23 protein-coding genes are annotated in these 26,792 nt (G+C 68.3%); 16 read left to right on the top strand and 7 right to left on the bottom strand.

Going from position 1 to position 26,792, the window contains the following annotated elements:
• Positions 1-79 precede the first annotated feature (79 nt).
• From GGR47_RS03695 to GGR47_RS03665, 7 genes are all read left to right on the top strand, one after another.
• Positions 80-958: a polysaccharide deacetylase family protein gene (locus GGR47_RS03695; protein WP_147036123.1), complete on the top strand. Its 879-nt coding sequence runs from the start codon at positions 80-82 to the stop codon at positions 956-958.
• Between the two features lie 68 nt (positions 959-1,026).
• Positions 1,027-2,226: an FAD-dependent oxidoreductase gene (locus GGR47_RS03690; RefSeq protein ID WP_147036122.1), complete on the top strand. Its 1,200-nt coding sequence runs from the start codon at positions 1,027-1,029 to the stop codon at positions 2,224-2,226.
• Positions 2,227-2,299: 73 nt separating this feature from the next.
• Entirely contained in the window at positions 2,300-2,701 is a 402-nt protein-coding gene (locus GGR47_RS03685; RefSeq protein ID WP_244305042.1) for a DUF2946 family protein, read from the top strand.
• Between the two features lie 131 nt (positions 2,702-2,832).
• Positions 2,833-5,199 carry a TonB-dependent receptor family protein gene (locus tag GGR47_RS03680; protein ID WP_147036121.1) on the top strand — a complete coding sequence of 789 codons (2,367 nt, stop codon included), beginning with the start codon at positions 2,833-2,835 and terminating at the stop codon, positions 5,197-5,199.
• A complete protein-coding gene (locus GGR47_RS03675; protein WP_147036120.1) occupies positions 5,199-6,554 on the top strand; it encodes a PepSY-associated TM helix domain-containing protein in 1,356 nt (451 codons plus the stop codon). The genes GGR47_RS03680 and GGR47_RS03675 overlap by 1 nt, the downstream gene beginning before the upstream one ends.
• A gap of 106 nt (positions 6,555-6,660) precedes the next feature.
• Positions 6,661-7,047: a hypothetical protein gene (locus GGR47_RS03670; RefSeq protein ID WP_147036119.1), complete on the top strand. Its 387-nt coding sequence runs from the start codon at positions 6,661-6,663 to the stop codon at positions 7,045-7,047.
• Complete coding sequence (locus tag GGR47_RS03665; protein WP_017978024.1) at positions 7,044-7,649, top strand: DedA family protein; 606 nt, start codon at positions 7,044-7,046, stop codon at positions 7,647-7,649. The genes GGR47_RS03670 and GGR47_RS03665 overlap by 4 nt, the downstream gene beginning before the upstream one ends.
• A gap of 27 nt (positions 7,650-7,676) precedes the next feature.
• Here the strand turns inward: GGR47_RS03665 and GGR47_RS03660 are convergent, their stop codons facing one another.
• A complete protein-coding gene (locus GGR47_RS03660; RefSeq protein WP_017978023.1) occupies positions 7,677-8,012 on the bottom strand; it encodes a hypothetical protein in 336 nt (111 codons plus the stop codon).
• Positions 8,013-8,120: 108 nt separating this feature from the next.
• Here GGR47_RS03660 and GGR47_RS03655 point away from each other — a divergent pair, with 108 nt between their 5' ends.
• The 8 genes from GGR47_RS03655 (at position 8,121) to GGR47_RS03620 (ending at position 18,793) form a co-directional block, all read left to right on the top strand.
• Positions 8,121-8,480, top strand: a complete 360-nt coding sequence (locus GGR47_RS03655; protein WP_183949430.1) for a hypothetical protein — start codon at positions 8,121-8,123, stop codon at positions 8,478-8,480.
• A gap of 187 nt (positions 8,481-8,667) precedes the next feature.
• Complete coding sequence (gene lldP, locus GGR47_RS03650; protein ID WP_147036118.1) at positions 8,668-10,341, top strand: L-lactate permease; 1,674 nt, start codon at positions 8,668-8,670, stop codon at positions 10,339-10,341.
• Positions 10,338-11,105: an FCD domain-containing protein gene (locus GGR47_RS03645; protein WP_147036117.1), complete on the top strand. Its 768-nt coding sequence runs from the start codon at positions 10,338-10,340 to the stop codon at positions 11,103-11,105. Before lldP ends, GGR47_RS03645 begins: the two co-directional genes overlap by 4 nt.
• A 15-nt stretch (positions 11,106-11,120) precedes the next feature.
• Positions 11,121-12,254, top strand: coding sequence for an FMN-dependent L-lactate dehydrogenase LldD (gene lldD / locus GGR47_RS03640; RefSeq protein WP_147036116.1), 1,134 nt, complete (start codon positions 11,121-11,123; stop codon positions 12,252-12,254).
• Between the two features lie 52 nt (positions 12,255-12,306).
• Positions 12,307-13,770: a porin gene (locus tag GGR47_RS03635; RefSeq protein WP_244305040.1), complete on the top strand. Its 1,464-nt coding sequence runs from the start codon at positions 12,307-12,309 to the stop codon at positions 13,768-13,770.
• A gap of 383 nt (positions 13,771-14,153) precedes the next feature.
• Entirely contained in the window at positions 14,154-15,281 is a 1,128-nt protein-coding gene (locus GGR47_RS03630) for a metallophosphoesterase (protein ID WP_147034901.1), read from the top strand.
• 97 nt (positions 15,282-15,378) lie between these two features.
• Positions 15,379-17,703 carry a GH92 family glycosyl hydrolase gene (locus tag GGR47_RS03625; protein ID WP_147034902.1) on the top strand — a complete coding sequence of 775 codons (2,325 nt, stop codon included), beginning with the start codon at positions 15,379-15,381 and terminating at the stop codon, positions 17,701-17,703.
• 109 nt (positions 17,704-17,812) lie between these two features.
• Positions 17,813-18,793, top strand: a complete 981-nt coding sequence (locus GGR47_RS03620) for an aldo/keto reductase (RefSeq protein ID WP_147034903.1) — start codon at positions 17,813-17,815, stop codon at positions 18,791-18,793.
• Positions 18,794-18,878: 85 nt separating this feature from the next.
• On the opposite strand, the gene GGR47_RS03615 is transcribed toward GGR47_RS03620, so the two are convergent.
• Both GGR47_RS03615 and GGR47_RS03610 read right to left on the bottom strand, forming a co-directional pair.
• Positions 18,879-19,709: a 23S rRNA (adenine(2030)-N(6))-methyltransferase RlmJ gene (locus GGR47_RS03615; RefSeq protein ID WP_147034904.1), complete on the bottom strand. Its 831-nt coding sequence runs from the start codon at positions 19,707-19,709 to the stop codon at positions 18,879-18,881.
• 174 nt (positions 19,710-19,883) lie between these two features.
• The gene (locus GGR47_RS03610) at positions 19,884-20,204 is read right to left on the bottom strand and encodes a hypothetical protein (protein WP_147034905.1); all 321 of its coding nucleotides are present in this window, start codon (positions 20,202-20,204) and stop codon (positions 19,884-19,886) included.
• 218 nt (positions 20,205-20,422) lie between these two features.
• On the opposite strand from GGR47_RS03610, the gene GGR47_RS03605 reads away from it, so the two are divergent.
• Complete coding sequence (locus tag GGR47_RS03605; RefSeq protein WP_147034906.1) at positions 20,423-22,033, top strand: ABC-F family ATP-binding cassette domain-containing protein; 1,611 nt, start codon at positions 20,423-20,425, stop codon at positions 22,031-22,033.
• 164 nt (positions 22,034-22,197) lie between these two features.
• On the opposite strand, the gene GGR47_RS03600 is transcribed toward GGR47_RS03605, so the two are convergent.
• From GGR47_RS03600 to GGR47_RS03585, 4 genes are all read right to left on the bottom strand, one after another.
• Complete coding sequence (locus GGR47_RS03600) at positions 22,198-23,727, bottom strand: DUF4139 domain-containing protein (RefSeq protein WP_147034907.1); 1,530 nt, start codon at positions 23,725-23,727, stop codon at positions 22,198-22,200.
• Positions 23,727-25,157, bottom strand: a complete 1,431-nt coding sequence (locus GGR47_RS03595; protein ID WP_147034908.1) for a DUF4139 domain-containing protein — start codon at positions 25,155-25,157, stop codon at positions 23,727-23,729. Before GGR47_RS03595 ends, GGR47_RS03600 begins: the two co-directional genes overlap by 1 nt.
• A 198-nt stretch (positions 25,158-25,355) precedes the next feature.
• Positions 25,356-26,018, bottom strand: a complete 663-nt coding sequence (locus tag GGR47_RS03590) for a hypothetical protein (RefSeq protein ID WP_244304931.1) — start codon at positions 26,016-26,018, stop codon at positions 25,356-25,358.
• 57 nt (positions 26,019-26,075) lie between these two features.
• A complete protein-coding gene (locus tag GGR47_RS03585; protein WP_063688080.1) occupies positions 26,076-26,651 on the bottom strand; it encodes a hypothetical protein in 576 nt (191 codons plus the stop codon).
• Positions 26,652-26,792: the final 141 nt, after the last annotated feature.

The following is a 26,792-nucleotide window of genomic DNA, read 5'->3' as shown; positions in this document are numbered from 1 at the left end:
GAGCCACGCGCGCGGACGTTCCAGCCCATGCGACGACCGATGATTTGGGCCCAAGGCGCCCGCGACGCGTTACCGGCGGATGAGCTCGCACCACGACCGCTACGCCTATCGCCCGATCACCGATCGTCCCGTCTACGACTGGCCCAATGGTGGCCGCCTCGCCATCTATCTGGGCGTCAATTACGAGGTGTTCCAGTTCGGCAGCGGCCTGGGTGCCGAGCTGGCCCCGGCGCAGACCGATCCCGACGTCATGAATTATGCCTGGCGCGATTACGGCAATCGCGTCGGCGCGTGGCGGCTGTTCGATCTCTTCGACCGGCTCGACCTGCGCACCACGGCGCTGGTCAACGCGGACGTGCTCGATGCCTGCCCCGGCCTGGCCGAGGCGTGCCGCGACCGCGGCGACGAGATTGCGGCGCATGGCGCGACCAACGCCACGGCGCAAGGCGACCTGTCCGGCCGGCGCGAAGCGACGATGATCGGCGACGTCACCGATCGGCTCGCCGCACTGGGCGTCCGCCCGACGGGGTGGCTCGGCCCCTGGATTTCCGAAAGCGACCAGACGCCGGACCTGCTGGCGCAGCAGGGCTATCGCTACGTGCTGGACTGGGCGCACGACGACCAGCCGACGCGGCTGTCGACCGCGCACGGCGGCTTGCTGTCGGTCCCCTATTCGCAGGAGATCAACGACATCCCCGCGATCATCGCCCGCCGGCAGGAGGCGGAAACGTTCGCCGGCATGATCCGCGCCGCCGTCGAGCAATTGCTGTCGGAATGCGACCGCCGCCCCGTGGTCCTCGGCATCGCGCTCCACCCGTATATCATGGGGCAGGCGCATCGCACGCCCGCCCTCGCCCGCGTGCTGACCGACCTCCGCGCCGCGAACGATCCGCGCATCTGGTGGACCACCGCCGGCGAAATCGCCGCGCATGTCGAGGCAAACGATCTGGCGGTGTGAACCGCGGCCGGCACTTCATTACGATCGAAAGGGATGGCGCGACGCCGCCGTCCGGCTAGGCTGGCGCGATGCAGCGTCTTCACATCGCGATTGCCGGCTGCGGCCCGGCGGGCCTCGCCACCGCGCTGCTGCTGCATCGCGACGGCCATCATGTCACCTTGTTCGAGCGGTTCGATGCGCCCCGCCCCGTGGGATCAGGCCTGATGATCCAGCCGACCGGTTTCGCGGTCCTGCGCGCATTGGGGCTGGCCGACGCGCTGCTCGACCATGGTGCCCGCATCGATCGCCTGCATGGCGAGGCGGGAAGCAGCGGCCGCGTCGTCCTGTCCGTCCGCTATGCGGCGCTCGGCAAGCGGGCCGGGTTCGGCGTCGGCGTGCATCGCGCGACTTTGTTCGCACTGCTGCACCAGGCGGTCGCGGCCGCGGGGATCGCGATCGAAACCGGCTGCGCGGTGTCGGGCAGCGACCTCACCGCCGGCGACCGTCGCGTCCTGCTGCTGGAGGGCGACCGGCGGATCGGCCCGTTCGACCTCATCGTCGACGCGCTCGGCACGCGGACGCCGCTGGCGCCACCCTGCGGCCGCACGCTCGCTTATGGTGCGCTGTGGGGAACGCTCGACTGGCCCGCCGATGCCGGCTTCGATCCCGCCGCGCTCGAACAGCGCTATCGGCGGGCGAGCGTGATGGTCGGCGTGCTGCCGATCGGGCGGTTTCCCGGCGACCCGCGCCAGCAGGCGGCGCTCTTCTGGTCGCTGCGCGCCGATCGGCTCGCCGAATGGCAGGCGGCGGGACTCGATGCCTGGAAGGCGGAGGTCTCTGCCTTATGGCCGGCGACGCGCGCCTTGCTCGACCAGATCCACTCCCCCGACCAGCTCACCTTCGCCCGCTACGCCCACCGGACGCTGCCGAGGCCGGCGGAAGCGGGCATGATCCACATCGGCGACGCCTGGCATTCGGCCAGCCCGCAATTGGGACAGGGCGCGAACATGGCGCTGCTCGATGCCTATGCGCTCGCGCTGGCGTTGCGACAGTCGCCGGACGTGGCCACGGCGCTGAGCAAAGCGATCGCGATGCGGCGCCGGCACGTGCATCTGTACCAGGCCCTCACCGCGCTGTTCACCCCCGTCTACCAGTCCGACAGTCACGCGCTCCCGTTCGTGCGCGACCGGATCGTCGGCCCCTTGTCCAAGCTATGGCCGGCAACACGCATCCAGGCGGCGATGGTCAGCGGCCTGATCGGCAACCCGCTGAAGCCGTTGTTCGGCTGACGGCACGCCGGCGCATCGCGCTCCTACCAAAATGCAAGGTGACGGCGGCACCATCGGGCGATAGGGCGGTCCGGTGAGCGCGATACGCCATCATGTCCTGCATCATCGCTGGTTGGCCGCCTGGCTGATCGCCTTGACGCTGCTGATGAAAATCGTCGTGCCCAACGGCTATATGCTGGGTTCGTCGAACGGCGCGATCACGATCGAGATCTGCTCGGGCTACGGCCCGGTGACGATGACCATGGCGATGCCCGGCATGGCGCATCACGACGACAAGCCGGATCACGGCAAGGCGGAGCAACCCTGCGCCTTCGCCGGCCTCAACGCCCCCGCGATGAGCGGCGCCGACCCGCTGCTGCTCGCGCTGGTCGTCGCCTTCATCGTCGCGACCGTCTTCCGGACCGTCGTTCCGCCCGCCCCGCGGCAGTTCACCCGCCTCCGCCCCCCGCTGCGCGCGCCACCCGCCACCGCCTGATCGACGGCGAGACGGGACGCCCCGCGGCGTTCCCCTCGCCCGTGCCGCAGGCGATCGTTCGAATCGCGCGCGGTTTCGGCTGCCGGCCGCCCATCGGGCGGCACGGCGCCTGATGCTTTCAGGGGATCATCGTGCCTACATTCCAGTATCTTGCCGCGGCCTCGCTGGCCGCGCTCGCCGCGTCGTCGGCGTCTGCCCAATCCACCGACCCGCGCCGCGCCGAATTGCTGCGCCAACGGGACGCCATCGACGCCGAATTGCGCAAGCTCGACGCGCCTGCGCCTGCGCCCGCCGCCACGCCGACGCCGGTTGCGTCCACGCCCATCGACACGTCAGCCGCGCCCGGCGACATCATCGTCACGGGACGCGCGCTGACGCTCACCACGCAGGTCACGGGCCAGACCGACACCACCATCTCGGACCGCGATTTCCGCAACACGCCGGCGCGCACCATCGCGGACATCGTCAAGCTCTCGCCGGGCGTGACGGTGATCGGCGGCAACGGCCCGCGCGACGTGGGCGTGTCGATCCGCGGCTCCAACGCGCGCAACAGCTTCGGCGCGCGCAACATCCAGGTGTTCGAAGACGACTTCCCGGTCACCCAGCCCGACGGCCTCGCCCGCTTCGACCTCACCGATCCGCACGCCTACGGTGCGGTCGACGTGGTCCGCGGGCCATCGTCCGCCCGATACGGCAATTATGCGATCGAGGGCGCGATCAACTTCCGCACCCGCCGCGGCCGCGACATCCAGGGGGCCGAGCTGGGGCTGGACGCTGGCAGCTACGGCTATCTCAATGCCTATGCGACGATCGGCCACGGCAATGCCGACCAGGACTATGCGCTGTTCGGCAGCTTCGTGCGCGCCAATGGCGCAACGGGCCATACCGGCTATGAGACGGGCACGATCAACGCGCTCGCGACCGTCGCGCTGTCGGATCGCGACCGGCTGACCGGCAAGCTCATCTACAACGAGGGCGAGTTCCGCCTGTCGACGCGCCTGTCGTTCAACCAGTTCGCCGCCAACCCCTATCAGCAAGGGTGCGAGCAGGCGGCGACCGCCGCGCCGGGATGCGGCACGATCTCGGTCCTGGTGAACGGGATCAACGGCACCCGCATCGCCCAGACCGCGACCGAAGGCGATCTCGCCCGCAACGATCGCCGGACGATCGTCGGCGCGCGCTGGGAGCATGACCTGTCGTCGGCGACGACGTGGCGCACGCAGGCGCTGTTCGACAGCCGCGTCGTCAACCAGCCGACCGGCGCCACCCCCTTCAAGGGGACGCTGGACAGCTATGCGATCAGTTCGGACGTCACGAACCGCGGGCGGTTGTTCGGCATGGATGCGGTCAGCTTCGTCGGCCTGTTCTACGGCTATCTCGATAACCAGAGTTTTTCGTTCAACAAGACGCCCGCCGGCCGCAACGGCATCGGCGCGCCGACGCAGACCGTGTTCGGCGACGTGCGCAACCTCGGCATCCGCGCGCGTGAGGAATTGCGGCTGACGCCGACGCTCACCTTCGTGGCGGGCATCGGCGCGGAACGCTCGATCATCAACATGCGCCAGACCGCTTACACCTATCCGGTCGGTGCCAGCCCGACGATGACGGTGGTGCCGGCGCTGCGCCGGTTCGGCAATGTCGCCCCCGAAGCCTCGCTCGTCTGGCAGGCGGATCCGGCGCTGCGCCTGCACGCACGCGTGGGAACCGCTTATGGCATCCCGCAAGCCGGCCAGCTGTTCGTGACGCCCGCCGGCGTGCCCGGCGACAATGTCGCGCTGAAGACCCAGAAGAACACCGGCGTCGACCTCGGCGCCGAGCTGCGTCTCGGCCGCACGCTCACCGCCGAACTGACCGGCTATTACGAATGGTTCCGCAACGAACAGGTCAGCCAGTCGGCGGGCGTCAACCTGTTGTCGTTCACCACCAACGTGCCGCGGTCGATCCACCGCGGAGTCGAAATGGCGGTCGAATGGCGTCCCGATCTGGTCGAGGGCGGCTATGTCCGCGGCAATTACAGCTACAACGACCAGCGCTACACCCAATATCTCGAGCGGCTGACGTCGGGCACGGTGTCGGCCGTGTTCGACCGCGACGGCAACCGCATTCCGGGGGTGATTCCCACCTTCGCCAACCTTCGAACCGGATATGACCGCCCTGCCGGTCCGCTTGCCGGACTGGGCGGGTTCGCCGAGGTAACGTGGCGTTCGCGCTACTGGATCGACAATGCCAATTCGCTGCGCGTGCCGGGCTATGCGCTGGTCAACCTGAACCTGCATTACGATCCCCCCGCCGGCGCCGGCTGGTGGTCGCGCCTGTCCTTATACGCCTCGCTCGAGAATCTGACCGACACGACCTATGTCGGCTCCGCCTCGATCATCGCCAACAGCCTGGCCGCGAACGGCACGCTCAATTCGCCGACGGTGCTGCGCGGCGTCACAGGCTCGGTCTATGCGGGCCAGCCCCGCACGATCTACGCCGGCATCAAGGGACGGTTCTGATGGCACGCGACACGCAGGGCCGCACTGGACAGGCAGGCGGCTTCTATTCGTCGGTCTGGCGCTGGCATTTCTACGCGGGGCTGTTCTGCATCCCGTTCGTGATCTGGCTGGCACTCACCGGCACGATCTATCTGTGGCGTCCGCAGATCGAATCCTGGCTCGACCGCCCTTATGATCGCCTGCCCGTCGCAGGTGCGCCGGCATCGCCGGACGCGCAGGTCGCCGCCGCGTTGCACGCCGTGCCCGGCGCGACCTTGCGCAAATATGTGATGCCCGAACGGCCCGACGCCGCGGTCCGTGTGCTCGTTACCCGGGGCGGCGCGGACCGGCGCGTCTACGTCGATCCCCACTCGCTGGCCGTGCTGGGCGTCGTGACCGAAGAGCAGCGCCCCATGCGCGTCGTCTTCCGCCTGCACGGCGAATTGCTCGCCGGAGCGGCCGGCAGCTACCTCGTCGAGATCGCCGCCTGCTGGGCGATCGTGATGCTGCTGACCGGCCTGTATCTGTGGTGGCCGCGCGGGCGGCGCGGCCTCGCCGGAATCCTCTACCCTCGGCTGCGCGCACGGGGACGCCTGTTCTGGCGCGACCTCCATGCGACGGCGGGGATCTGGGTCACGGTGTTCGCGCTGGGGCTGATCCTCACCGGCCTGCCCTGGGCCAAGGGGTGGGGAACCTACCTCACCCAGGTGCGCCAGGTCACCGGCACGTCGCGGGGCCCGGTGGACTGGACGATCGGCGGCAAGGCTCCCAAGGCCGATGCCGCGTCGGGCGAGCATGCCGGGCATGGCGGCATGACGATGCCGGCGCCGCCACCGTCCCCGGGCGATCTGGCCCGCGTCATCGCGACCACCCGCCCGCTGGGCCTCGCCGGACCGGTGCTCATCACGCCCCCCGCGCAGGCCGGCGCCCCTTGGTCGGTCGCCTCTGACACGGCAGACCGTCCCTTGCGCAGCACGCTCAAGATCGACGGCGCCAGCGGTCGGATCGTCAGCCGCACCGATTTCGCGCAACGCCACTGGATCGATCGCGTGATCGGCTACGGTATCGCCGCGCATGAAGGCGCGCTGTTCGGCCTCGCCAACCAGCTGCTCGGCACCGCCACCGCGCTGCTGCTCGTCCTTTTGTCGGTGTCGGGCGCGGTCATGTGGTGGCGGCGGCGGCCGATCGGCCTGCTCGGCGCGCCCATCCCCGTCGGCCGGGCGCGGTTCGGCGCCGGCCTGGTCGTCGCGATCCTCGCCCTCGCGCTCTACCTGCCGCTGTTCGGCCTGACGCTGATCCTCGTTCTGCTGTTCGAGGGGGTCGCACGACGGTGGCTACCGGGCTCGTCGCAATGGCTGGGCCTGCGATCCGCCTGACACGGCCGCAGGGCGTCATTCGGGAACAAGCGGGCAGCATACCCGCCCCGCCCCCGGATGACGCCGCCACGTTGATCGCCGCCCCCGCCCGGCGTATCGCGGGGGCATGACCCGCACGCAGCCTTGGCGCAAAGCCCTGATCGCGCTGTTCGTCGCGATCGTGGCGTTCACCGGCTATCACGCGGTGCGGACGGTCAGCGACGCCCTCTATTGGAACGCGCATCGCGACGAACCGATCGAGCCGTGGATGACGATCGGCTATGTCGCGCATTCCTATCACGTTCCGCCGCACATCCTGCACGCCGCACTGAACCTGCCGCCGACGCCGGATCGCCGGCCGCTCGCCCGCATCGCGCGCGACAGCGGCCGGTCGATGTCGCAGGTCGAGGCGAAATTGACCTATGCGATCGTCCACGTCCGGCCGCCATATCCGCCCCCTGGCCCGCCACCGCCGCCCGTTGCCCCATCCCGATCGGCGTCGCCCGCCCGATGACCGACCAACTGCTCGAACTGCTGACGACCTATGGTCTGCCGGCATTGTTCGTCGCGATGATCCTGGCGGCGGCCGGCATGCCCTTTCCCAGCTCGCTGACGCTGGTGGCGATGGGATCGTTCGTCGCGCAGGGGGAATTGTCGTTCTGGCCCGTCGTCGCCGCGGGCTCGGCCGGCGCCGTCATCGGCGACCAGATCGGCTATGCCTTCGGGCGCTACGGCGGGCGCCCCCTGCTCGCGGCGGTGACCAGGCGCATCGGCGGGGCGGACAAGGTCGAACAGGCAGAGGCCTATTCGCGCAAATGGGCGGGATGGGGCATCTTCTTCAGCCGCTGGCTGATCGGGCCGCTCGGACCCTGGATCAACGTCACCAGCGGCCTCACCGAATATCCCTGGGCGCGCTTCCTCGCGCTCGACGTCGCGGGCGAGGTCCTGTGGCTCGTGATCTACGTGTCGCTGGGCCGCGCGTTCAGCGATCAGGTGCAGACGATCGCCAGCCTGCTCGGCAACCTCACCTGGGTGATCGTCGGCCTGCTGGCCGCCGCGCTGCTCGGCTGGAAGCTCTTCGGCCGATCCCAGGCGCCGACCGACGATCCCGCATAGCGCGTCGCCGGATCGGGGCGACGGCGATCAGCGCTGCTTCTTCGTGATCGTCGCCGTGAAATCGGGATCCTTCTTCGCCACCCAATCGACGAATTTGCGCACATTGGGGTGATCCAGCAGGCCCGCGACGTTCATGCCGTGCCGCTGCAATTCGGAATTGGTGAAGTTCGCGGTCAGCGTCTGCTGGCAGATCGGATGCATCGGCACGACGTCGCGGCCGCCACGGCTCTTGGGCACGGGATGATGCCAGACGATGGTCTTGCCCGTCGGCCGGCCGCACAGCCAGCACGGCGGCGGCGCGGCCGGCGTGTCGTCGTCTGCGGGCAGGTGATCGTAGGGATCATATTTCGAACGTCTGGCCATAGCGCGATCCGATTGCTTCGATTGCCCCGCCTGTAGCGAAGCGATCCGCCACATCCTAAGGAAAGCGGCGAACAGGGTCCGATCGCTGCGGACCGATCGGGGACTATCATGACGGATTCGTTGAAACCTTGGGACCCGGCGTTGGTGCGCCGATGGCTGGACCGTCGGCATGCCGCCGCGCGGCTGGATCAGGCGGCGGCGGACCGGCAAGGCTATGACGCGCGCGACGATTACGACAAGGCGGCGGCCGAGGAATGGGTGTGCCGCACGCTGAAGGATGACGACAGCACGGCCGACCAGCCCGCCTTCGCCGCCCGCCTCAAGCAACTGATCGCGCAAGAGGACTATCCCGCGACCGGCCTCAACGACGAAGATCGGTTCGAACGGCACGTCCGAACCTATCTGCGCAAGGTCGCCAAGATGACGAAGGCGAACGAAGGCTTCGAAAAGACCCTGCGCCACCAGTGAACGCGGCGGCGCCTCTTGCCGCTTTGCCCCATACGGACCTTGCACGACCGGCAAAGTAGGGCGCATGCAACACTGGTAGGACCACAAAGCACCAGCTAAACTCCTAGCTGCGTTGACGCGCGCAACAACTCGGTCGATGAATGACCACAACATCGCATATCTGGTACTACCAGAAGAGAGAGGTGCCGTGGACGTCTGGGCGCAAAATTACGATCCGTTGGGCAATATCTGGCTTTCTAGCCTGGTCGCCGCCGTACCAATCATATTCTTCTTCCTATCCCTCACCGTCTTCCGCCTGAAAGGCTATGTCGCGGGGACGATCACCGTGGCGCTGACGCTGGCGGTCGCCATCGCGCTGTACGGCATGCCGGTACACAGTGCGATCGCCGCCGGTGTGTTCGGCTTCTTCTACGGTTTGTGGCCGATCGCCTGGATCATCCTGGGCGCGGTGTTTCTCTATCGTATCGCGGTGGCGACCGGCGCGTTCGACATCATCCGGCAGTCGATCCTGAACGTCACCGAGGATCAGCGTCTGCAGCTGTTGCTGGTCGGCTTTGCGTTCGGCGCCTTTCTGGAAGGCGCGGCCGGGTTCGGTGCGCCGGTCGCGATCACCTCCGCCTTGCTTGTCGGCCTCGGCTTTCGGCCGCTCTATGCCGCGGGCCTGTGCCTGATCGCCAACACCGCCCCCGTGGCGTTCGGAGCGATGGGCATTCCGATCGTCGTCGCCGGACAGGTGACCGGCATCGACCCGTTCCTGATCGGGCAGATGGCGGGGCGGCAATTGCCGTTGCTGTCGGTCCTCGTGCCCTTCTGGCTGATCCTGATCATGGACGGCCCGCGCGGCGTACGCCAGACTTGGCCCGCCATTCTGGTCGCCGGTGGGTCGTTCGCCATCGTCCAGTTCCTGACCGCGCAGTTCATCGGACCGGAGCTGCCCGACATCACCGCCGCGCTTGCGACCCTGATCACGCTGCCCATCTTCCTGCGCTTCTGGCAGCCCAAGCGCATCTTCCGCTTCGACGCGGCGGAGGTCGCCGCCGACGGCGCGGTGCCGGTCGCGCCGGTCAAGGCCCAGGCTGTCCGCCATTCGCCCGCACAGATCGCCTGGGCCTGGTCGCCCTTCCTGATCCTGACCGTGTTCGTCACGCTGTGGAGCATCGCCCCGGTCAAGGCGCTGTTCGCCGCCAACGGACCGCTCGCACACCTCGTGCTGAAGCTGCACGTGCCGTTCCTCGACAAGCTGGTCGCCAAGGTGCCGCCGATCGTTCCGCAGGTCACGCCCTATGAAGCGGTGTACAAGTTCGACTGGCTGTCGGCGACCGGCACCGCGATCATGCTGGCGGCGATCGTCACCATCGCCTTCCTGCGGATGAAGCCGGCGGATGCGGCCCGTACCTTTGTCGACACGTTGAAGAGCCTGCTCATCCCGATCTATTCGATCGGCATGGTCCTCGCCTTCGCCTTCCTCGCCAATTATTCGGGGCTGTCGGCGACGCTCGCGCTGGCACTGGCGCATACGGGATCGGCCTTCACCTTCTTCTCGCCGTTCCTCGGCTGGCTGGGCGTGTTCCTGACCGGGTCGGATACCTCGGCCAACGCGCTGTTCGCTGCATTGCAGGCCAACACCGCGCACCAGATCGGGGTCAGCGATGTGCTGCTGGTCGCGGTCAACACGACCGGCGGCGTCACCGGCAAGATGATCTCGCCGCAGTCGATCGCCATCGCCTGCGCCGCGGTGGGGTTGGTGGGCAAGGAATCCGACCTGTTCCGCTTCACCGTGCGCCACAGCCTGCCGCTCTGCGCACTGGTCGGGATCATCACCACCGTCCAGGCCTATCTCCTGCCATGGATGATCCCATGAGCGGCTCAGCCAGCGTATCCCACCGCGCGGAAACCGCGATCGAGGCGCTGATCGCCCAGCGCAAGTTGCTGCCCGGCGCGCGCCTGCCCTCCGAACGATCGCTGGCCGAGACGCTGGGGGTATCGCGCAACATCCTGCGCGAGGCGATGAACCGGCTTGCGGCACAGGGACGGATCATCATCCGCCCGCGTGCCGGAGCGATCCTGGCCGAGCCCTCGGCGCAATGGACCGAGCAGATGATCGCCGAACCGCTGGCCCCACTGGTCGAGGCCAATCCTGGCTATGGCCATGACATCTTCGAGGTGCGGGAGTCGCTCGACGGCACCGCCGCCTATCATGCCGCCCGGCGCGCCGACGCGGTGGACAAGGACCGTATCCGCCGCCGCTTCGACGCGATGGAGAAGCTGCACGGCGCGGGCGACGTTGCGGCGGAGGCGCATGCCGACGCCGCCTTCCACCTCGCCATTGCGCATGCCTCGCGCAACGCGGTGTTGACGCATGTCATGTCCAGCCTGTTCGGGCTGCTGCACACTAGCATCTCGCAGAGCCGCGAAAAGATCTACGCCGTGCCGCGCACGTTCGACGCGCTGTCGGCGCAACACCGCGCGATCATGGAGCGAATCGTGGCGGGCGACGCGGACGGCGCACGTGATGCGGCCGATGTCCATCTCGAATTCGTGCGCACCACGGTCCGGCAGGTCGAGGACGACCTGGCCCGCACCGAGCGCGCCACTGCGGCGCGCAGCGCCGAACTCTCGTCATAAATTGGGAACGACCCGATGATCATCTCCGCCCCCACCGACTATCGCGAAGCCGCGCGGCGGCGCCTGCCGCCGTTCCTGTTCCACTATATCGACGGCGGCGCCTACGCCGAACATACGCTGCGCCACAATGTGTCGGACCTGTCCGACATCGCGCTGCGCCAGAGGGTGTTGCGCGACGTCGCCGATATCGACCTAGGCACGACGCTGTTCGGCCGGTCGGTCGGCATGCCGGTCGTCCTCGCCCCCGTCGGCCTCACCGGCATGTACGCACGGCGCGGCGAAGTGCAGGCGGCCCGCGCCGCCGCAAGCAAGCAGGTGCCCTTCACCTTGTCGACCGTATCGGTCTGCGCCATCGACGAAGTGCAGCGCCAGTCGCCCGCGCCGATCTGGTTCCAGCTCTATGTGCTGAAGGATCGCGGCTTCATGCGCGACGCGCTGGAGCGGGCGCAGGCGGCCGGGGTGGAGACTTTGGTCTTCACCGTCGACATGCCCGTCCCCGGCGCGCGCTACCGCGATGCGCATTCGGGCATGTCGGGACCGGGGGCCGCATGGCGGCGGATGCTGCAGGCGATAACCCATCCGCGCTGGGCCTGGGACGTCGGCATTCATGGCCGGCCGCATGATCTGGGCAATATCTCCGCCTATCGCGGCGCGGCCACGGGGCTTGAGGACTATATCGGTTGGCTAGGCGCCAATTTCGATCCGGGGATCGGCTGGCGCGACCTGCAATGGATTCGCGACGTCTGGAAGGGATCGATCGTCATCAAGGGCATCCTTGATGTCGAGGATGCACGCGAGGCCGTCCGCTTCGGCGCGCAGGGTATCGTCGTGTCGAACCATGGCGGGCGGCAGCTCGACGGTGTGCTCTCCTCGGCGCGCGCCCTGCCCGCCATCGCCGACGCCGTGAAAGGACAGCTGACGATCCTCGCCGATTCCGGCGTGCGATCGGGGCTGGACGTCGTGCGGATGCTGGCGCTTGGCGCAGACGCGGCGATGCTGGGTCGTGCCTTCATCTACGCGCTGGCCGCCGATGGCCAGGCGGGGGTCGCCAAGCTGCTCGACCTGTTCGACCGCGAGATGCGGGTGGCGATGGCGCTGACCGGCGTCCGGACGATCGCGGACATCGACTCCACCATCATCGCGCGCTGACGCCGATCGGGCCGGCGACGCGCGCCGGGCCTCTCGATAAAAGGACTACAGAATGCCGCATCTTCGGCAGCGGACGACGTGCGCCCTATTGCTGTGCGGCGTGGCCATGATCGCCGCGACACCCGCCGCCGCGCAGTCCGCCGAGGACTATCAGGCGCTGCGCAGCAAGGTGGCACAATTGCAACAACAGCTCGACGCGCTGCAACGCGCGCTCGATGCGACCCACCCGCCCGCGCAGCCCGTGCCGGTCGTCGCCGCCACGCCCGCCCAGACAGCGCCCGCCCCGATTGCGAGCCCCCCGATTGCGCGCGCAGCCGCGACCGACCCCCTGCCCCGCCCGGCGGGCACCCCGTCGATCACCGCGCAAGGCGGCACGGCGTCGCTGCCGTCGGGCTATGGCTTCCGCATCGGCGATACCAACTTCCGGATCGCGGGCTTCATCAAGGGCGACCTGATCGTCAGCCGCTATGGCAACGGCGATACCGCGACCAACCCGCTGGGGCGCGAACTGTCGCTGCCGCAATCGATCCCCGTCGGCGGCCGGCGATCCGGTATCCTCACCGATGCCTCGGCCAAGCAATCGCGCATTGCCTTCCAGACCGCGACACCGGTCGGCACGCAGTCGCTGACCACGCTGATCGAGGCGGATTTCCAGGTCGCGCCCGCGGTGGCCGGCGGGGAACGTGCGCTCAATCCCTATACCTTCGGCCTGCGCCGCGCGGTCGCGGGCTATGGCGGCTTTGCGGTCGGACAGGATTGGAGCAACTTCCAATATGTCGCAGCCCTACCCGAAACCGCCGATTTCGTCGGCGTCACCGACGGCACCGTGCTCGTCCGGCAGATGCTGCTGCGCTACAGCCGTTCGATCGGCACCGGATGGACCGTATCCGCCTCGATCGAAAATCCCGAAACCGTGTCCGCGATGGCCGGCGCGACCGCGCTGTCGGACAATGACGATGACAGCATCCCCGATGTGACCGGGCAGTTGCTCTGGGCGTCGAAGGGCGCCAGCCTGTCGCTGACCGGGCTGTTCCGATCGATGCGCGTCGATCCCGCCAACGGCCGGCCGGCGGCAACGGCGCAAGGCTATGGCATCTCGCTGGCGGGCATCGCACCGCTGCCCACGGGCAAGGGCGACGATATCCGCTTCATGATGACAGGCGGCCGCGGTCTGGGCCGCTATGTCGGCGCGAACGTCGCCGCCGATGCGATCTATCAGGCGGCGGACGACCGATTGGTGGCCGTGCCGCTGGTCGCGGGATTTGCCGCGATCCGTCATGTCTGGACCGGCACGTTGCGCAGCACGTGGATGGGGTCGTTCCAGCGCATCTGGAACCCCGCGTCCGCCTCGCCCCTGTCGACCCGGCAGGTATGGGACACGGCGATCAACCTGTTCGTGTCGCCGTTGCCGCGCCTCGATCTGGGCGTCGAAGCGCGCCTGTCGCACCGGGAACTCGTCAATGGGACGGCCGGAACGCTCGATCGTGTGCATGTCACGGTCAAACAGGGCTTTTAGGACCGATCGACATGCATTCACGCCACGATACGAAGAGGTAAAGACAAGACGGTTCGCGCGGAGGCGCGGAGGACGCAGAGGTGTCGCGTTTGCCGCGCGAGCGGCCTGTCTATCTCGGTCGAGGTCAAGGCGAAGCGCAGCCACCCGCGTGACATCTCTGCGTCCTCCGCGCCTCCGCGCGAACAAAACCCTTCTGTCTTCATGCCTTTCCGCTCGTCGAAAAATCCATCACGACGGTGAATGTCGACACGGCCTAGTTCGCCCCCTCTGCCCTCGCGTCCAATTTAGGGAGAGGCCACAGCCACGCCGTCTTGCGCGGACTTGGGGATGGACACAGCGGCCCCGTGCCTCGTTTACAGCGGGCATCGCATGCAAACGCCGGAGTGCCTCTTATCTTCAACCTCGTCTTTGCCATACCGGCGCTGATAGTCATCGCGCGCTGGCTGTGGCCCCTGCCGCTACCGCTCTGGGCCAAGATAGCCGTCGGCATCCTGATGCTGGCGGCGTCGCAATTCCATTTGTGGAGCCGGTTGTCGTCGGGATCGGTCTTCGCGCCTGAATTTCCGCGCCCCATCGTCATCCTCTTCAATTGGGCATTCGGTGCCCTGGTGCTGCTCGCCGCCTTCCAATTGGTCCTCGACCTCGGCGCGCTGCTGACGATGCTCGTGCGGCAGGCGGCGATCCGCGAGCCGGACGCGCTGCGCTACGCCGTCGGGGGTCTCGCCGCGGTGCTCGCCGGCATCGGCGTCGCCAACGCGCTGCGCGTGCCGCCGATCAAGGACGTGACGGTGGCGATCCGCGACCTGCCGCCATCCTTCGACGGCTATCGCGTCGTCCAGCTTACCGATCTGCACATCAGCCGTCTCTTCACGCCGCGCTGGGCGCAGGCGGTCGTCGATCGCACCAATGCAACGGGCGCCGACCTGATCGTCGTCACCGGCGACTTCATCGACGGATCGGTGGCCATGCGACGCGACGACGTGGCGCCGCTCCAGCGGCTGCATGCGCCGGACGGCGTCTATGCCATTCCGGGCAATCACGAATATTTCTTCGATTACGGCGCATGGATGCGGCACCTGTCGGGTCTGGGGTTTCGCATGCTGACCAACGCCCACACGGTCATCGCACGCGGCGGGGAGCGGCTGGTCGTCGCCGGCGTCACCGACCTGTCGGCACCGAGCGTCGGTGAGCCCGGGCCGGATCTCACCCTCGCGCTGCGAGGCGCCCCCGCCGGTGCGCCGGTGATCCTGCTCGACCATCAGCCCCGCAAGGCGCGCGACGCCGCCGCGCGCGGAGTCGCGCTGCAACTGTCCGGGCACACGCATGGCGGCATGATCCGCGGGCTCGACCGGCTCGTCGCGCGCGGCAATGCCGGCTTCGTGTCCGGAAATTATGCGGTCGGCGGGATGACGCTGTACGTCAGCAACGGCACCGGCCTGTGGCCGGGCTTCGCGCTGCGGCTGGGCGTGCCGTCGGAGATCACGCGCTTCACCCTGCGCCCCTTGGCATAGGATCGCCGCACCGCACCGCCGCCCAAGCCGTTGAAACAACGGGGCATCATCGACAAACGGCCTTCCCCTGATACCGGGGGAATGCTCTAACTGTCCGATGACCACCCTTTGCTTCCGTATGCTTCTGGCGCTGCTGACCGGGTTTGCGGCGACGCCGCTCCTGGCGCAATCGACGTACGATCAGGTCGATCCGATGATCGGCACCGGCGGCGAAGGCCATACCTTTCCCGGTGCGGTCGCGCCGTTCGGCATGGTGCAATTCTCGCCCGACACGGACACCACCTGCGTCCTGCGCGCCTGCTACAGCCATGCCGCCGGTTATCGGTACGAGGATCCGACGATCCAGGGCTTTTCGCTGACGCACTTTTCGGGCGCCGGGCATTCGGATCTCGGCGATGTGCTGATGATGCCCGTGGCAGGCGACGCCGTACCGTTCGAGCCGGGCGACGTCGGCAAGCCCGGGACGGGCTATCGATCGCGCTACGATCATGCGACGGAGGTCGCGCGGCCGGGCTATTATGCGGTCGCCCTGAAGGACCGCGGCGTCCGCGCCGAACTCACCGCAGGGACGCGGATCGGCGTCGCCCGCTATCGCCCCACCGCCGGGGCGCAGCCGATGCATCTGCTGCTCGACCTGCGCAGCTCGCTCTACAATTATCCGGGCAAGGTCCTGTGGTCGTCGATCCGGCTGCGCCCCGACGGCATCGTCACCGGCTGCCGACAGACGCGCGGCTGGGCGCCGGATCGGAATCTGTGCTTCGCCATCCGCTTTTCGGTGCCACTGACCGGCCACGCCTTCGTGTCGACCGAGACCGATGTCGCGTACAAGGGCTTCCAGGGTCCCGGGCGCGGCAGCGACGCGGTGGCCGAACGCGCCGGGCGGGCGCTCGTCGCCCGGTTCGATTTCGGCACCACCGATCGCCCGATCGAGGTGACCAGCGCCATTTCCTCGGTCGACGAGGCGGGCGCGGTCGCCAACCTGCTGAGCGAAACCGGCGATTTCGACGCGATCGCCGCCCGGACCGCGACCGCATGGCACGCCGCGCTCGACGTGCTGCGGATCGACGCGCCCGCGCCTATGCAACGATCGGTCGCGACCGCGCTCTATCACAGCCTCCTCGCCCCGTCCGTCGCCGGCGACGTCGACGGTCGCTATCGCGGGCCGGACAATCAGGTGCATCGCGCGGACGGCTATACGTTCCGATCGACCTTCTCGCTGTGGGATACGTTCCGCGCCGAACATCCCTTGCTGACGCTGGTGCAGCCGGCCGCCACGACCCGCGACATCGTCCGCTCGCTCATCGCCAGTCGCGAACACAGTCCCGACGGCATCCTGCCCGTCTGGCAGTTCCAGGGGCGCGAGACGTGGACGATGATCGGCTATCACGCCGCTCCGGTGATCGCCGACGCCTATCTGAAGGGCATCCGCGGGTTCGACGCGGATGCCGCGCTGGCGGCGATGGTCGCCAGCGCCACCTACGCGCCTTATGCCGGGCTCGGCGAATATATGGCGCGCGGCTACGTGCCGATTGACCGCGAACCCGAAGCGGCATCGAAGACGGTTGAATATGCCTACGACGACTGGACCATCGCCCGCCTGGCGCGCGCGATGGGGCGCACCGACGTCGCCGCAACCTTCGCAAAGCGCTCGGAAAATTGGCGCAACAGCTTCGATGCGAAGACTGGCTTCATCCGCGCGCGCAAGAGCGATGGGACGTTCCGCGTGCCGTTCGATCCGACCGCGATCAACTACGGATCGGATTATACGGAGGGCAATGCCTGGCAATACAGCTGGTTCGTGCCGCAGGACCAGGCCGCGCTCGTCCGCGCGCTCGGCGGCGACGCGGCGACTGTCGCAAAGCTGGATGCGATGTTCGATTTCGACACGTCCAAGCTCGACTACAGCCATGCCGAGGACATCGCCGGGCTGATCGGCCAGTATATCCACGGCAACGAACCCAGCCACCACGTCGCCTATCTGTACAGCTATGCCGGCGCGCCGTGGCGCACGCAGGCGCGACTGACGCAGATCGTCGGCAGCCAGTATCGCGCGACCCCCGATGGCCTGTCCGGCAACGACGATCTGGGCCAGATGTCGGCGTGGCTGGTCTTCACCGCCTTGGGCTTCTACCCGGTGACGCCCGGCAGCCTCGAATATGTCATCGGCCGCCCGTTCGTGAACCGGGCGGTGCTGACGCTGCCCAACGGCCGGACGCTGACCGTCATCGCGGACGGTCTCGACGACCGACACCCCTATGTCGGTAGAGTCACGCTGAACGGAGCACCCGTCACACGCGCCTATCTACGCCACGATGAGATCATGGCGGGCGGCGAATTACGCTTCGTCATGCAAACGGCGCCGAACACCACATGGGCGACGCGCCCCGCGGACCGGCCCTACTCCAGCAGCAACGCGCGCTGATTCACCGGCCGCCACGACCCTCGCAGACCCACCCGCAGCAACAACGATCGGCAGCGCCACAATCGCCGCCCGTGCGTTGATGCGGCAAACCGAACAAGCGAGACGACCCATGGACTATATCAAGCTCGGCAATACCGGCCTCGACGTATCGCGCCTGTGCCTCGGCTGCATGACCTACGGCATTCCCGATCGCGGCAATCACGCCTGGACGCTCGACGAAGAGACGAGCCGACCGCTCCTGCGCCAGGCGGTGGAGGCCGGGATCAACTTCTTCGACACGGCAAACGTCTACTCCGACGGCACATCGGAAGAAATCGTCGGCCGCGCGCTGAAGGACTTCACCCGCCGCGACGACGTGGTGATCGCGACCAAGGTCCATGGCCGGATGCGCCCCGGCCCGAACGGCGCCGGCCTCAGCCGCAAGGCGATCATGACGGAGATCGATGCCAGCCTCACCCGGCTCGGCACCGATTATGTCGATCTCTACCAGATCCACCGCTTCGACCATGACGTGCCGATCGAGGAAACACTGGAGGCACTGCACGACGTCGTAAAGGCGGGCAAGGCGCGTTACATCGGCGCCTCGTCGATGTTCGCTTGGCAGTTTGCGACGATGCTCCACGTCGCCGAGGCGAACGGCTGGACGCGCTTCTCGACCATGCAGGATTACCTCAACCTCCTCTATCGTGAGGAAGAGCGGGAGATGCTGCCGCTGTGCGCGGCGGAGGGGATCGGCGTAATCCCTTGGAGCCCGCTCGCGCGCGGCCGGCTGACGCGCGACTGGAACGAGACCACCGCCCGATCGGACACCGACGAATTCGGCCGCACGCTGTATGCCGCTACGCAGGAAGCGGACCGCAAGGTGGTGGAAGCCGTGGCCGCCGTCGCCGCCGAGCGCGGCGTGCCGCGCGCGCAGGTCGCACTCGCCTGGGTGCTCGCCAAGCCCGAGGTGTCGGCACCGATCGTCGGTGCGTCCAAGCCGGCACATCTCGACGATGCCATCGCGGCGCTCGACCTGGAGCTGTCGGATGACGAGATCGCCCGGCTGGAGGCGCCCTACGTGCCGCATGCGGTGGTCGGCTTCTCATGACCAAACATGCGGGCGGATCAACCGGCATCTTTTGAACTCGGTCGTTCAGCGCGGCCCTACCGTCGCCGAGCAGCCGGCGCGATAGTCAGCCGCGCAGCCAGTTGGCCGTGATCTCGCCGTCATGCCCCTCCGGTGCCAGCACGGCGCGCAGCGCCTCCAGCAGGGGCGGCAGCGCCTGGGTGAAGGCGTAGGGCGGATTGATGATGAACAGGCCGGCGCCGTTATAGATGCCGGGCTGATCCTGGTCGTAAAGCCAATGCTCCACCGTCAGAAATTTCGGGATGGCGAGCCTGTGCAGCTGTTCCTTCCACCGCGAATGCGTGGCCCGGTCCTTCAGCGGATACCAGATTACGGTCACGCCATGCGCCCATTTGCGGTGCGCGGCGGCAAGGGTGGTGACGATCCGGTCGCGTTCGTCGGTCTGCTCATAGGGTGGGTCGACCACCACCACGCCGCGTGCGGTGCGGGGCGGCACCATCGCCAGCCAGAATTCGTAGGCGTCGCGCTCGTGCACCGCCGCGGGCGTATCGCGCATCGCCCGGCGTAGCGTGCGGACATCTTCGGGATGTTTCTCGTTCAGGATCAGGACGTCCTGCGGGCGCAGCAGCTGCGCCAGAAAGCGGGGCGACCCGGGGTAGAGGTTTGGCTCAGCCGCAACATTCACCGCCCGTACGGCGGCACGATAGTCGTCCAGCACTGGGGTCTGGTCGGCAAAGGCACGCAGCACGCCATGCGCGGATTCGCCGGTCCGCTGGGCATCCTCGCCGAACAGGTCGTACAGCCCGCAGCCGGCATGGGTGTCGATCAAGGTCAGCGGGGTCTGTTTCTGCTGCAAGGCGTGCACCAACGCGATCAGCAGGCTGTGCTTGACCACATCGGCGCTGTTACCCGCATGAAAGGAATGGCGATAATTCACAGCGACGGTAGTTCCTGACGATCCAACCCATATGCGCTGCGACAGGTGGCGCCGCGCAAGGCGGCCGCTGTAACCCATCGGGCACGAATGGAAAGCGATCGGTCCCGGCCGCGGGCTACGGCCGGCTTTCGCGGTCAGGCAGGATCGCGGTCGTGACCTGCCCGCATCGACCGCTTAATTGCCTTCGGCATCGACCGAAAACACCACCGGCTTGCCCCGCGACGTCGGCTCCCACCCCGCCGACAGAGCGGCCCGCACGCATCGCGAGATTGTCGCATCATCCAGTTGCAAACGACCGCGCGGCAAGCCCTTCAACAGCCGCTTGGGCGGCGGAAATTCCACCCAGGCTTCGCGCTTGGCATCGCGTTGCAGCAGCGCGATCGTCATCCCCTTCCACCCTTCGTCGTCCGATTGATACGGTTCACGTTGCAGGTGCCATTCATAGGTGGCGCCGTCGACCAGGACGACGCCGTCGGTGCTGTGCGATTTGGACATGCGGGCGGCTCTAGCACGCAATCCCGGTCAGGGCACGACTGCCATGGCGCGGGGAATATGCGCCGTGGCTGTTGGCGACGCCCGCGATCCTTGTCTGACCCCGGGTGACGCAGGCGTCGCCATCGACTATATCGGGGACGAGACCGAAGGAGCCACGACCATGAACGACCGGAAGATCAGCGCCACCCGCCCTGCCCTTTCCGTCCGCCACGGTGTCTATGTCGAGCTTCCTCACCCTTTCCAATCTCTCCGCCGCCACGCCTGACGGCCGACCGCTTTTCGATGACCTGACCCTATCGGTCGGCGCCGAGCGCATCGGCTTGGTCGGACGCAACGGATCGGGCAAGTCGACGCTGCTGCACATCGTCGCAGGCGACGTGCTTCCCGTGTCCGGCACAATCCACCGCGCGGGAACGGTCGACCGGCTTGCCCAGCTGTGGCATGACGGGGATAGCGTCGCCAAGGCGCTCGGTGTCCACCGCCCGCTGTCGATCCTGGCAAGGATCGAAGCCGGGGACGGCACCGCGGCAGACTTCGACGCCGCCGACTGGACACTGCCGGCCGCGATCGATGCCGCGCTCGCCGATGTCGGCCTAGACGGCATCGACCTGGAGCGCCCGATGGGAAGCCTGTCCGGCGGCGAGCGGACGCGGGTCGGCATGGCCCGGCTGGCGATCGCCAAGCCCGATCTGTTGCTGCTTGACGAACCGACCAACAATCTCGACGCCGAAGGTCGAGATGCCATCGTACGCTGGATCGCGGGCTGGCGCGGCGGCCTGTTGGTCGCCAGCCACGATCGCGCATTGCTCGAAACCATGGACCGCATCGTCGAATTGAGCCCGATCGGCAATCGCATCGTCGGCGGCGGCTGGTCGGCCTTCGCGGCGGCACGCGATGCCGAACGGTCGCGTGCGGAGGCCGAACAGACCCGCACCGATGCCGCCCTTCGCACCACCCGCCTGGCCGCCCAATCTGCGCGCGAGGCCAAGGACCGGCGCGACAAGGCCGGGCGCAGCTTCGCCGCCAGGGGATCGGAGCCGAAAATCCTGCTCGGCCGCCAAGCCGAGCGCGCCGAGAACAGCAGCGGGTACGGTCGCAGGCTCGCCGAACGGCAGATCGAGGAGGCCGTGCAAGCCCGCGCATCCGCCCAGGCACGGGTCGAGGTGCTGACGCCGCTCACCATCGACCTCCCCGCCACCGGCCTCCCGGCGCAGGCCGAGATACTCTCGATCGAGCACGCGACCGTCGCTTATGGCGACCGACGTTTCGGCCCCTGGTCGCTGACGATCCGCGGACCGGAACGAGTCGCGCTGACCGGCCGTAACGGCGCTGGCAAATCGACCCTCCTCCGCCTCGCCAAGGGAGACCTTGCACCGGCCAGCGGTACGGTTCGCCGACGCGCCGAGCGGATCGCGATGCTCGACCAGCATGTCGGCCTGCTCGACGCCGCCGACACGATCGTCGGCAACCTGCGCCGCCTCCACCCCACGCTGGACGAAGAAGCGGTCCATGCCGCCTGCGCGCGCTTCGCCTTTCGCAACCGTGACGCGCAGCGGGTCGTCGGCACGCTGTCGGGTGGGGAGCGGCTGCGGGCGGGATTGGCCGCCGCCCTATCCGGCCCGCAGCCGCCCTGGCTGCTGATCCTCGACGAACCGACCAACCATCTCGACATCGAGTCGATCGAGGTTCTGGAGCGCGCCCTGCAACGGTTCGACGGAGCGCTTCTCGTGGTCAGCCACGACGCTCGTTTCATTCGTGCGATCGGCGTCGAGCGATCTATGGCGGTCACCAGTATCACGACGGATACGGCCGCGCCCACGCCCGGTTAGCCCGTCGCAAGGCAACCGGCGCGCGGACGGATGTTCCACGACATCCCCAACGACGTCTATCGCGCACAGGCGAGGCTGGCGCCGATCGGCTCCGCCGTGGCCGCATCGTCCTCCGCCAGCAGGAACCTCATCGGCCGAGATGCCCCGTCGCCCGCGCCCCGCGGCTAGCGCTGGCAGCGGTCCCAGCAATAGCGGTAGTGCAACTCGGCAGTGCCGCCTGCCGGGACGACAACCGACCAGGTGCGGGCGCCGTCGACGATCGGCAACGTCGCGTCGATCGCTTCGATCCGCTGGCCGGCAGTGCCGATCGGCACGTCGACCGACGCAGGGGCAGCACCGGCATTGGTCAGCACCACCCGCATAATGTCGGCAGAAATAGGCTCCTGCATGACCATCACCTGGGGGCTGATGCCTGCGGCAATGCGAAACGACTCCCCCTCCGCACGGTCCGTCAACGCGCCCTGACCGAGCAGCAGCCGCTCGCCGTTGCGCGTGGCATAGACCGCGGTGCTGCCCGCCGGCAGCGGCAGGCCAAGGCCGGCGTCACGGCGGTTGCGCAGCGCGAGCACGATGCGGGTCGGCGCGCTCGCGACGGGCTGTCCGGGATAGAGACGCGCGCGATACCGCCGATCGAAGGGAACGCCGGCGCGGGACAAGAGCGCGACCTGCTTCTGCGCGCGCGGCGCGACGGTGACGCGCATCGGCACGCGGTAGAGCTTGAGGTCGCCGAGGTTCTCCGGTGCCGGCGGTGCAGGTGCCGGCTCCGGTGCAGGCGGCGGCGGCGGCGGAGGCGGCGCTGCCATTCGGAAACCGGTGACGACGATGTCGTCGGCCTGCTCGAACGTCTCCTCAGGCAGATCGGACGTCGTCGTGCCGAGCGGATAACAGGACAGCGACAGCGCTGCGACGGCGCGCTCGATCCCCGGCGTCCAGACGCGGTTGAGGCGACCCGCCACCGCGCTGAGCTGCGCGTCGGGGAAGCGCTCGGGATTGGCGTTGGCGAGCGTCAGCCAGGCGAACAGGTCGAGCGTGCGGCCACCGGGTGCGACGGTGGCGACATAGCTCGAACGCCAGTCGAAGCCGCTGGCGAGGTAGCTCAGCTTTACGGTGGCGGTGCGCGCTACCGGGCTGACCGTCGCGACGCTGAGCACGGGCTTCGCCGACAGTCCGCCGGGCACGCCGGCGAAGCTCAGCCGCTCGGGCAGGCCCGAACAGCGCAGCGCCTCGATCCCGGCGCGCGTCTTCAGCACGACGCCTCTCGCAGGACCGGCGACGATCGTCGCCTGTTCGGAAACCCGGCGGCCGGTGGCGCGATCCGTGCGCGTCAGCGTCACGGTGCGGCCAAGCGTCCCGTCGACCAGCGAGGCAGGCGACAGCAGGCGCGCGTCGCGGTTCTTTTCGATGACGCCGCCGGGCAACCCCTCCACCACCGCACTCACCGGCACGATGCCCTCGGCAACGCCCTCGAAGCGCAGCGTCGATGCGCCCTTTGGCACGGCAATGCGGCGGGTTTCGGTGACCAGCGCGAAGCCTTGGAGATAGCCGAGGTTCATCGCGCCTTGGCCGTAGGGCGCGCGATAGACGGTCAGCGCGACGGCTGCGGGCGCCGGCGACGTCACGACGCCGGGCATCGCAGGCAGAGGCGCGGCGCCGATCGCGATGAACGCCGGCAAGACCGTCAGCAGCGCACGCATCAGTAGCGCGTGTCGAAGGTCGCGGTGACCACCGCCTCCCCATTGGCCGGAACCAACACCTGCCACGTCGCGCTGCCGGCATTGGGCCGCTCGCTCTTGCGGCTCTCCTCCGTAATCCGCGTGTCGGACCAGTCGAGGCCCGATTGCACGAGCTCGACCGTCACGGCGCGCGGCCGCGCATTGGTCAGCGTGTAGCGCATGCGCGTCCGCCACCGGTCGCCGCCGAGCCGGGTGCGTTCGACCACGGTCGGCTGCACCTTGACGTCGAAGGCGTCGCCGGTCGGCAGCGCGATCGTCGATCCTTGCGGCGTGTGTTCGATGCGGTTCTCGCCGGTAAATTGCGGCTGGCCGCGCGCATCGCGGATGTAGACGCGCACCGTGCCGGCCGGCAGCGCGTCGCCGACCCCGCCGGCGCCGCTACGATTGGAGAAGCGGAGCACGCTCTGCGCGCTGCGCGGGGCGTCGGCCGTGCCGAGCCAGCCGTTGTCGAAGCGATAGCCCGAGCTGGCAGCAACGCCCTTCACGTCGAGGAAGCTGACCTGCTTGGTCTGCTTGTCGGCGATCGTCGTCCGCTCGGCGAGCGGGTAGAGGTAATAGTCGCCAAGTTGCTCGCGCGCCGACGTCTCGGTGCCGACCGGGGTGCGCACCGGCCGCCGGGGACGAACCGGGGCGTCGTCCTCGTCGTTCGCGCTGCCCACCTCGCCTGCGACGAGCAGGGTTTTGGCATTGGTGAAGGTGGTGCCGGTCGTGTTGCGCAGCGTCACCCAGCCCTGCACGTCGACCGTGCCGGCCTTGTCGTCGAACAGCGCGACGTAATCGGCGCTCCAGCCGAGGCCGCGGGTGAGATAGGACAGCGTTGCAGGGCGCGTTCCCGATCGCGCACTCGCCAGCGTCACCGACAGGGTCGGGCGCGCGCGCAGCGATTCCGGCACACGGTCGAACACTGCACGTACCGGCAGGCCGTCGTCGCGCAGCACCTCGATCCGCCCGCCGATGTCGAGGACGACACCGCCGTTTACCGCCAGCACCCGCGCGCGCTCGCGCGTTTCCGCGCCGGTGGCGGGGTTGGTGCGGACGAGCGTGATCGTCTCGCCCACCGCCTTCTCCATCAGGCTCGACGGACTGAGCAGATCATAGTCGAAATTCTGTTCGACGATGCCGGCGTCGGGCATCGTGAGCGACACCGTCTCGGGCCGGATCTGGGCGCTGACGTCCGGGAAGGACTGGCGGACACGGCCGGCGGCGAGGGTGAGCTGGCGGACGTCCTGCACCAGCGCGACGTCGCCATTGTAGATCGTGACCGACACGTCGCCCTGCGCGCTGCCTGCCCCCGGGACCGCGGCGGGGGGCGGCACGGTCGTCGGCGATACCTGCGCGCCCGTGCCCGTCGGAAGGGCGAGCAGTCCAGCGATCATCCACCCGTTCCGCATGTCTCGTCTCCCCCAGCGCTTTGCGGCGGAGCATGCGATGGCGTCGGCGCGGGCGCAACGCGTAAACGTCAGGCGAATGGCGGAAGGTCAGCACCGACCCGACGTCGCCCGGCCACCCCTTGCGCCGCGGCTCCACCAATGTCCCTTCGGCGCGCAAACGATGGCCGACGATCTGCGAGCCTATGTCCGCTCACCGCCTCACTTCCTCATCAATGGCACTTCGCTTCCGATCGACGGCGATGCGCCCGGTGGCGGAGCGCTCACGTTCGATTGCGACCGCAGCATCTTTGCGGCCTCGGCGCGGATCGCGGCCTGCACCTGCGGGCTGGTGAGGTCGACGGGGCCGCTATACTGGTTGCCGGGTATCGCACGGCTGTTCGCGACGAGCGCCGCGGGGCGCGCCGGCGAGCCGTCCGCGAGTTTGTATCGCGTGGCCATCGCCCCGGGGCAGACCTCTCCCGTGGCTGCGAAAAAGGCATCCGCGCTTTTGATGTCCTGACACATGCGCGCCACCGCGACATTGTCGAAACCCATGGCATGCCACGCGGCCGCATCGGACCGGCGCTGGCACCCCTCGTCGCTCTTGCCGACGTTGATGTTGAAGGCGATGGGGCCGCCCGCAGCGCCGCCGCCGCTGCCGATCAGGCACGGATTGGCACCGCCGAAATAACTGCCCTGGGCGCTCGGCGTCGTCCACGTGTGCCCGCCGTAGACGACCTCCTGCCGTGTGGGAACGTCGGTCTGCGGCCCGGTGATGGCCATGACGTTGACCGTATTGCTCGACTGCGCCTCCATTTGCTGCGCCTCGGCGCTCAGTGGCAGGAGCGCGAGAACGGCGGCTGGACCCAGGACACGTTTCATCTTCCCTCTCCCTCTTCAAGAAATGGGGTGGCGGCCGCGCCACCCCGAGTTGGTCGATCAATCGACGTCCCAGCCGAGCGAGCCGAAGCCGAAGGCGGTGGCACCTGCCGCCCCGGCCATCGTCCAGTCGGTCGAGGTGAGATTGAACTGGTCGGAGTGGGTCGCGTCGAACGAGCTGACCAGTTTGAAGTCGGCGGTGCTCTGGCCGAAGTTCATGACCTGCATGTTGAGCGCCGCCGAACCGCCGGTCAGACCACCGTACAGGCCCGCATTGAAGCTGGTGGTGGTGATGGTGCCGTTGTTCGCCGCATCGATGTTCGCGGCGATCGACGATCCGGACGTCCCGACGCCGCCGACCACGGCATAGCTCGACCCGGCCGGCACGCTGCTGATGTTCATCGTGCCGCCGAAGCCGCTGCCCGACGATGCCGAGATGTTGCGGGTGACATCGACGCTGAGCGCCTGATTGTTCGTCCCGCTCACCGCCGAGGTATCGATGGCGCCGTTGGTGAAGCCGCCGACGCCGATGCCGATGCCGGCGCCGCCGGTCACCGTGCCCGATGTCTGCGCTGCGGCGGGCACGGCGATCGCGAATGCAAGAACCGACAGCGAACTGTAGATAGCTTTCTTCATGGCAAGTGCTCCTGTTGACCAACTGTCGTTGGGTGAACGGCCGGCGAAGGGGTCGCCGTCCGGCCTGGAACACACCGCGCGGATCGGCGGGCCGCACGATGACGGACAGGCAGATCCCGCGGCAATGCACCGCGCGCGACG

Origin of the sequence: Sphingomonas aquatilis (genome assembly GCF_014196115.1) — a bacterium.
Taxonomy (GTDB): Bacteria; Pseudomonadota; Alphaproteobacteria; order Sphingomonadales; family Sphingomonadaceae; genus Sphingomonas; species Sphingomonas aquatilis.
The sequence above is the reverse complement of the archived record's forward strand: the minus strand, read 5'-3'. Positions and strand labels throughout refer to the sequence as shown.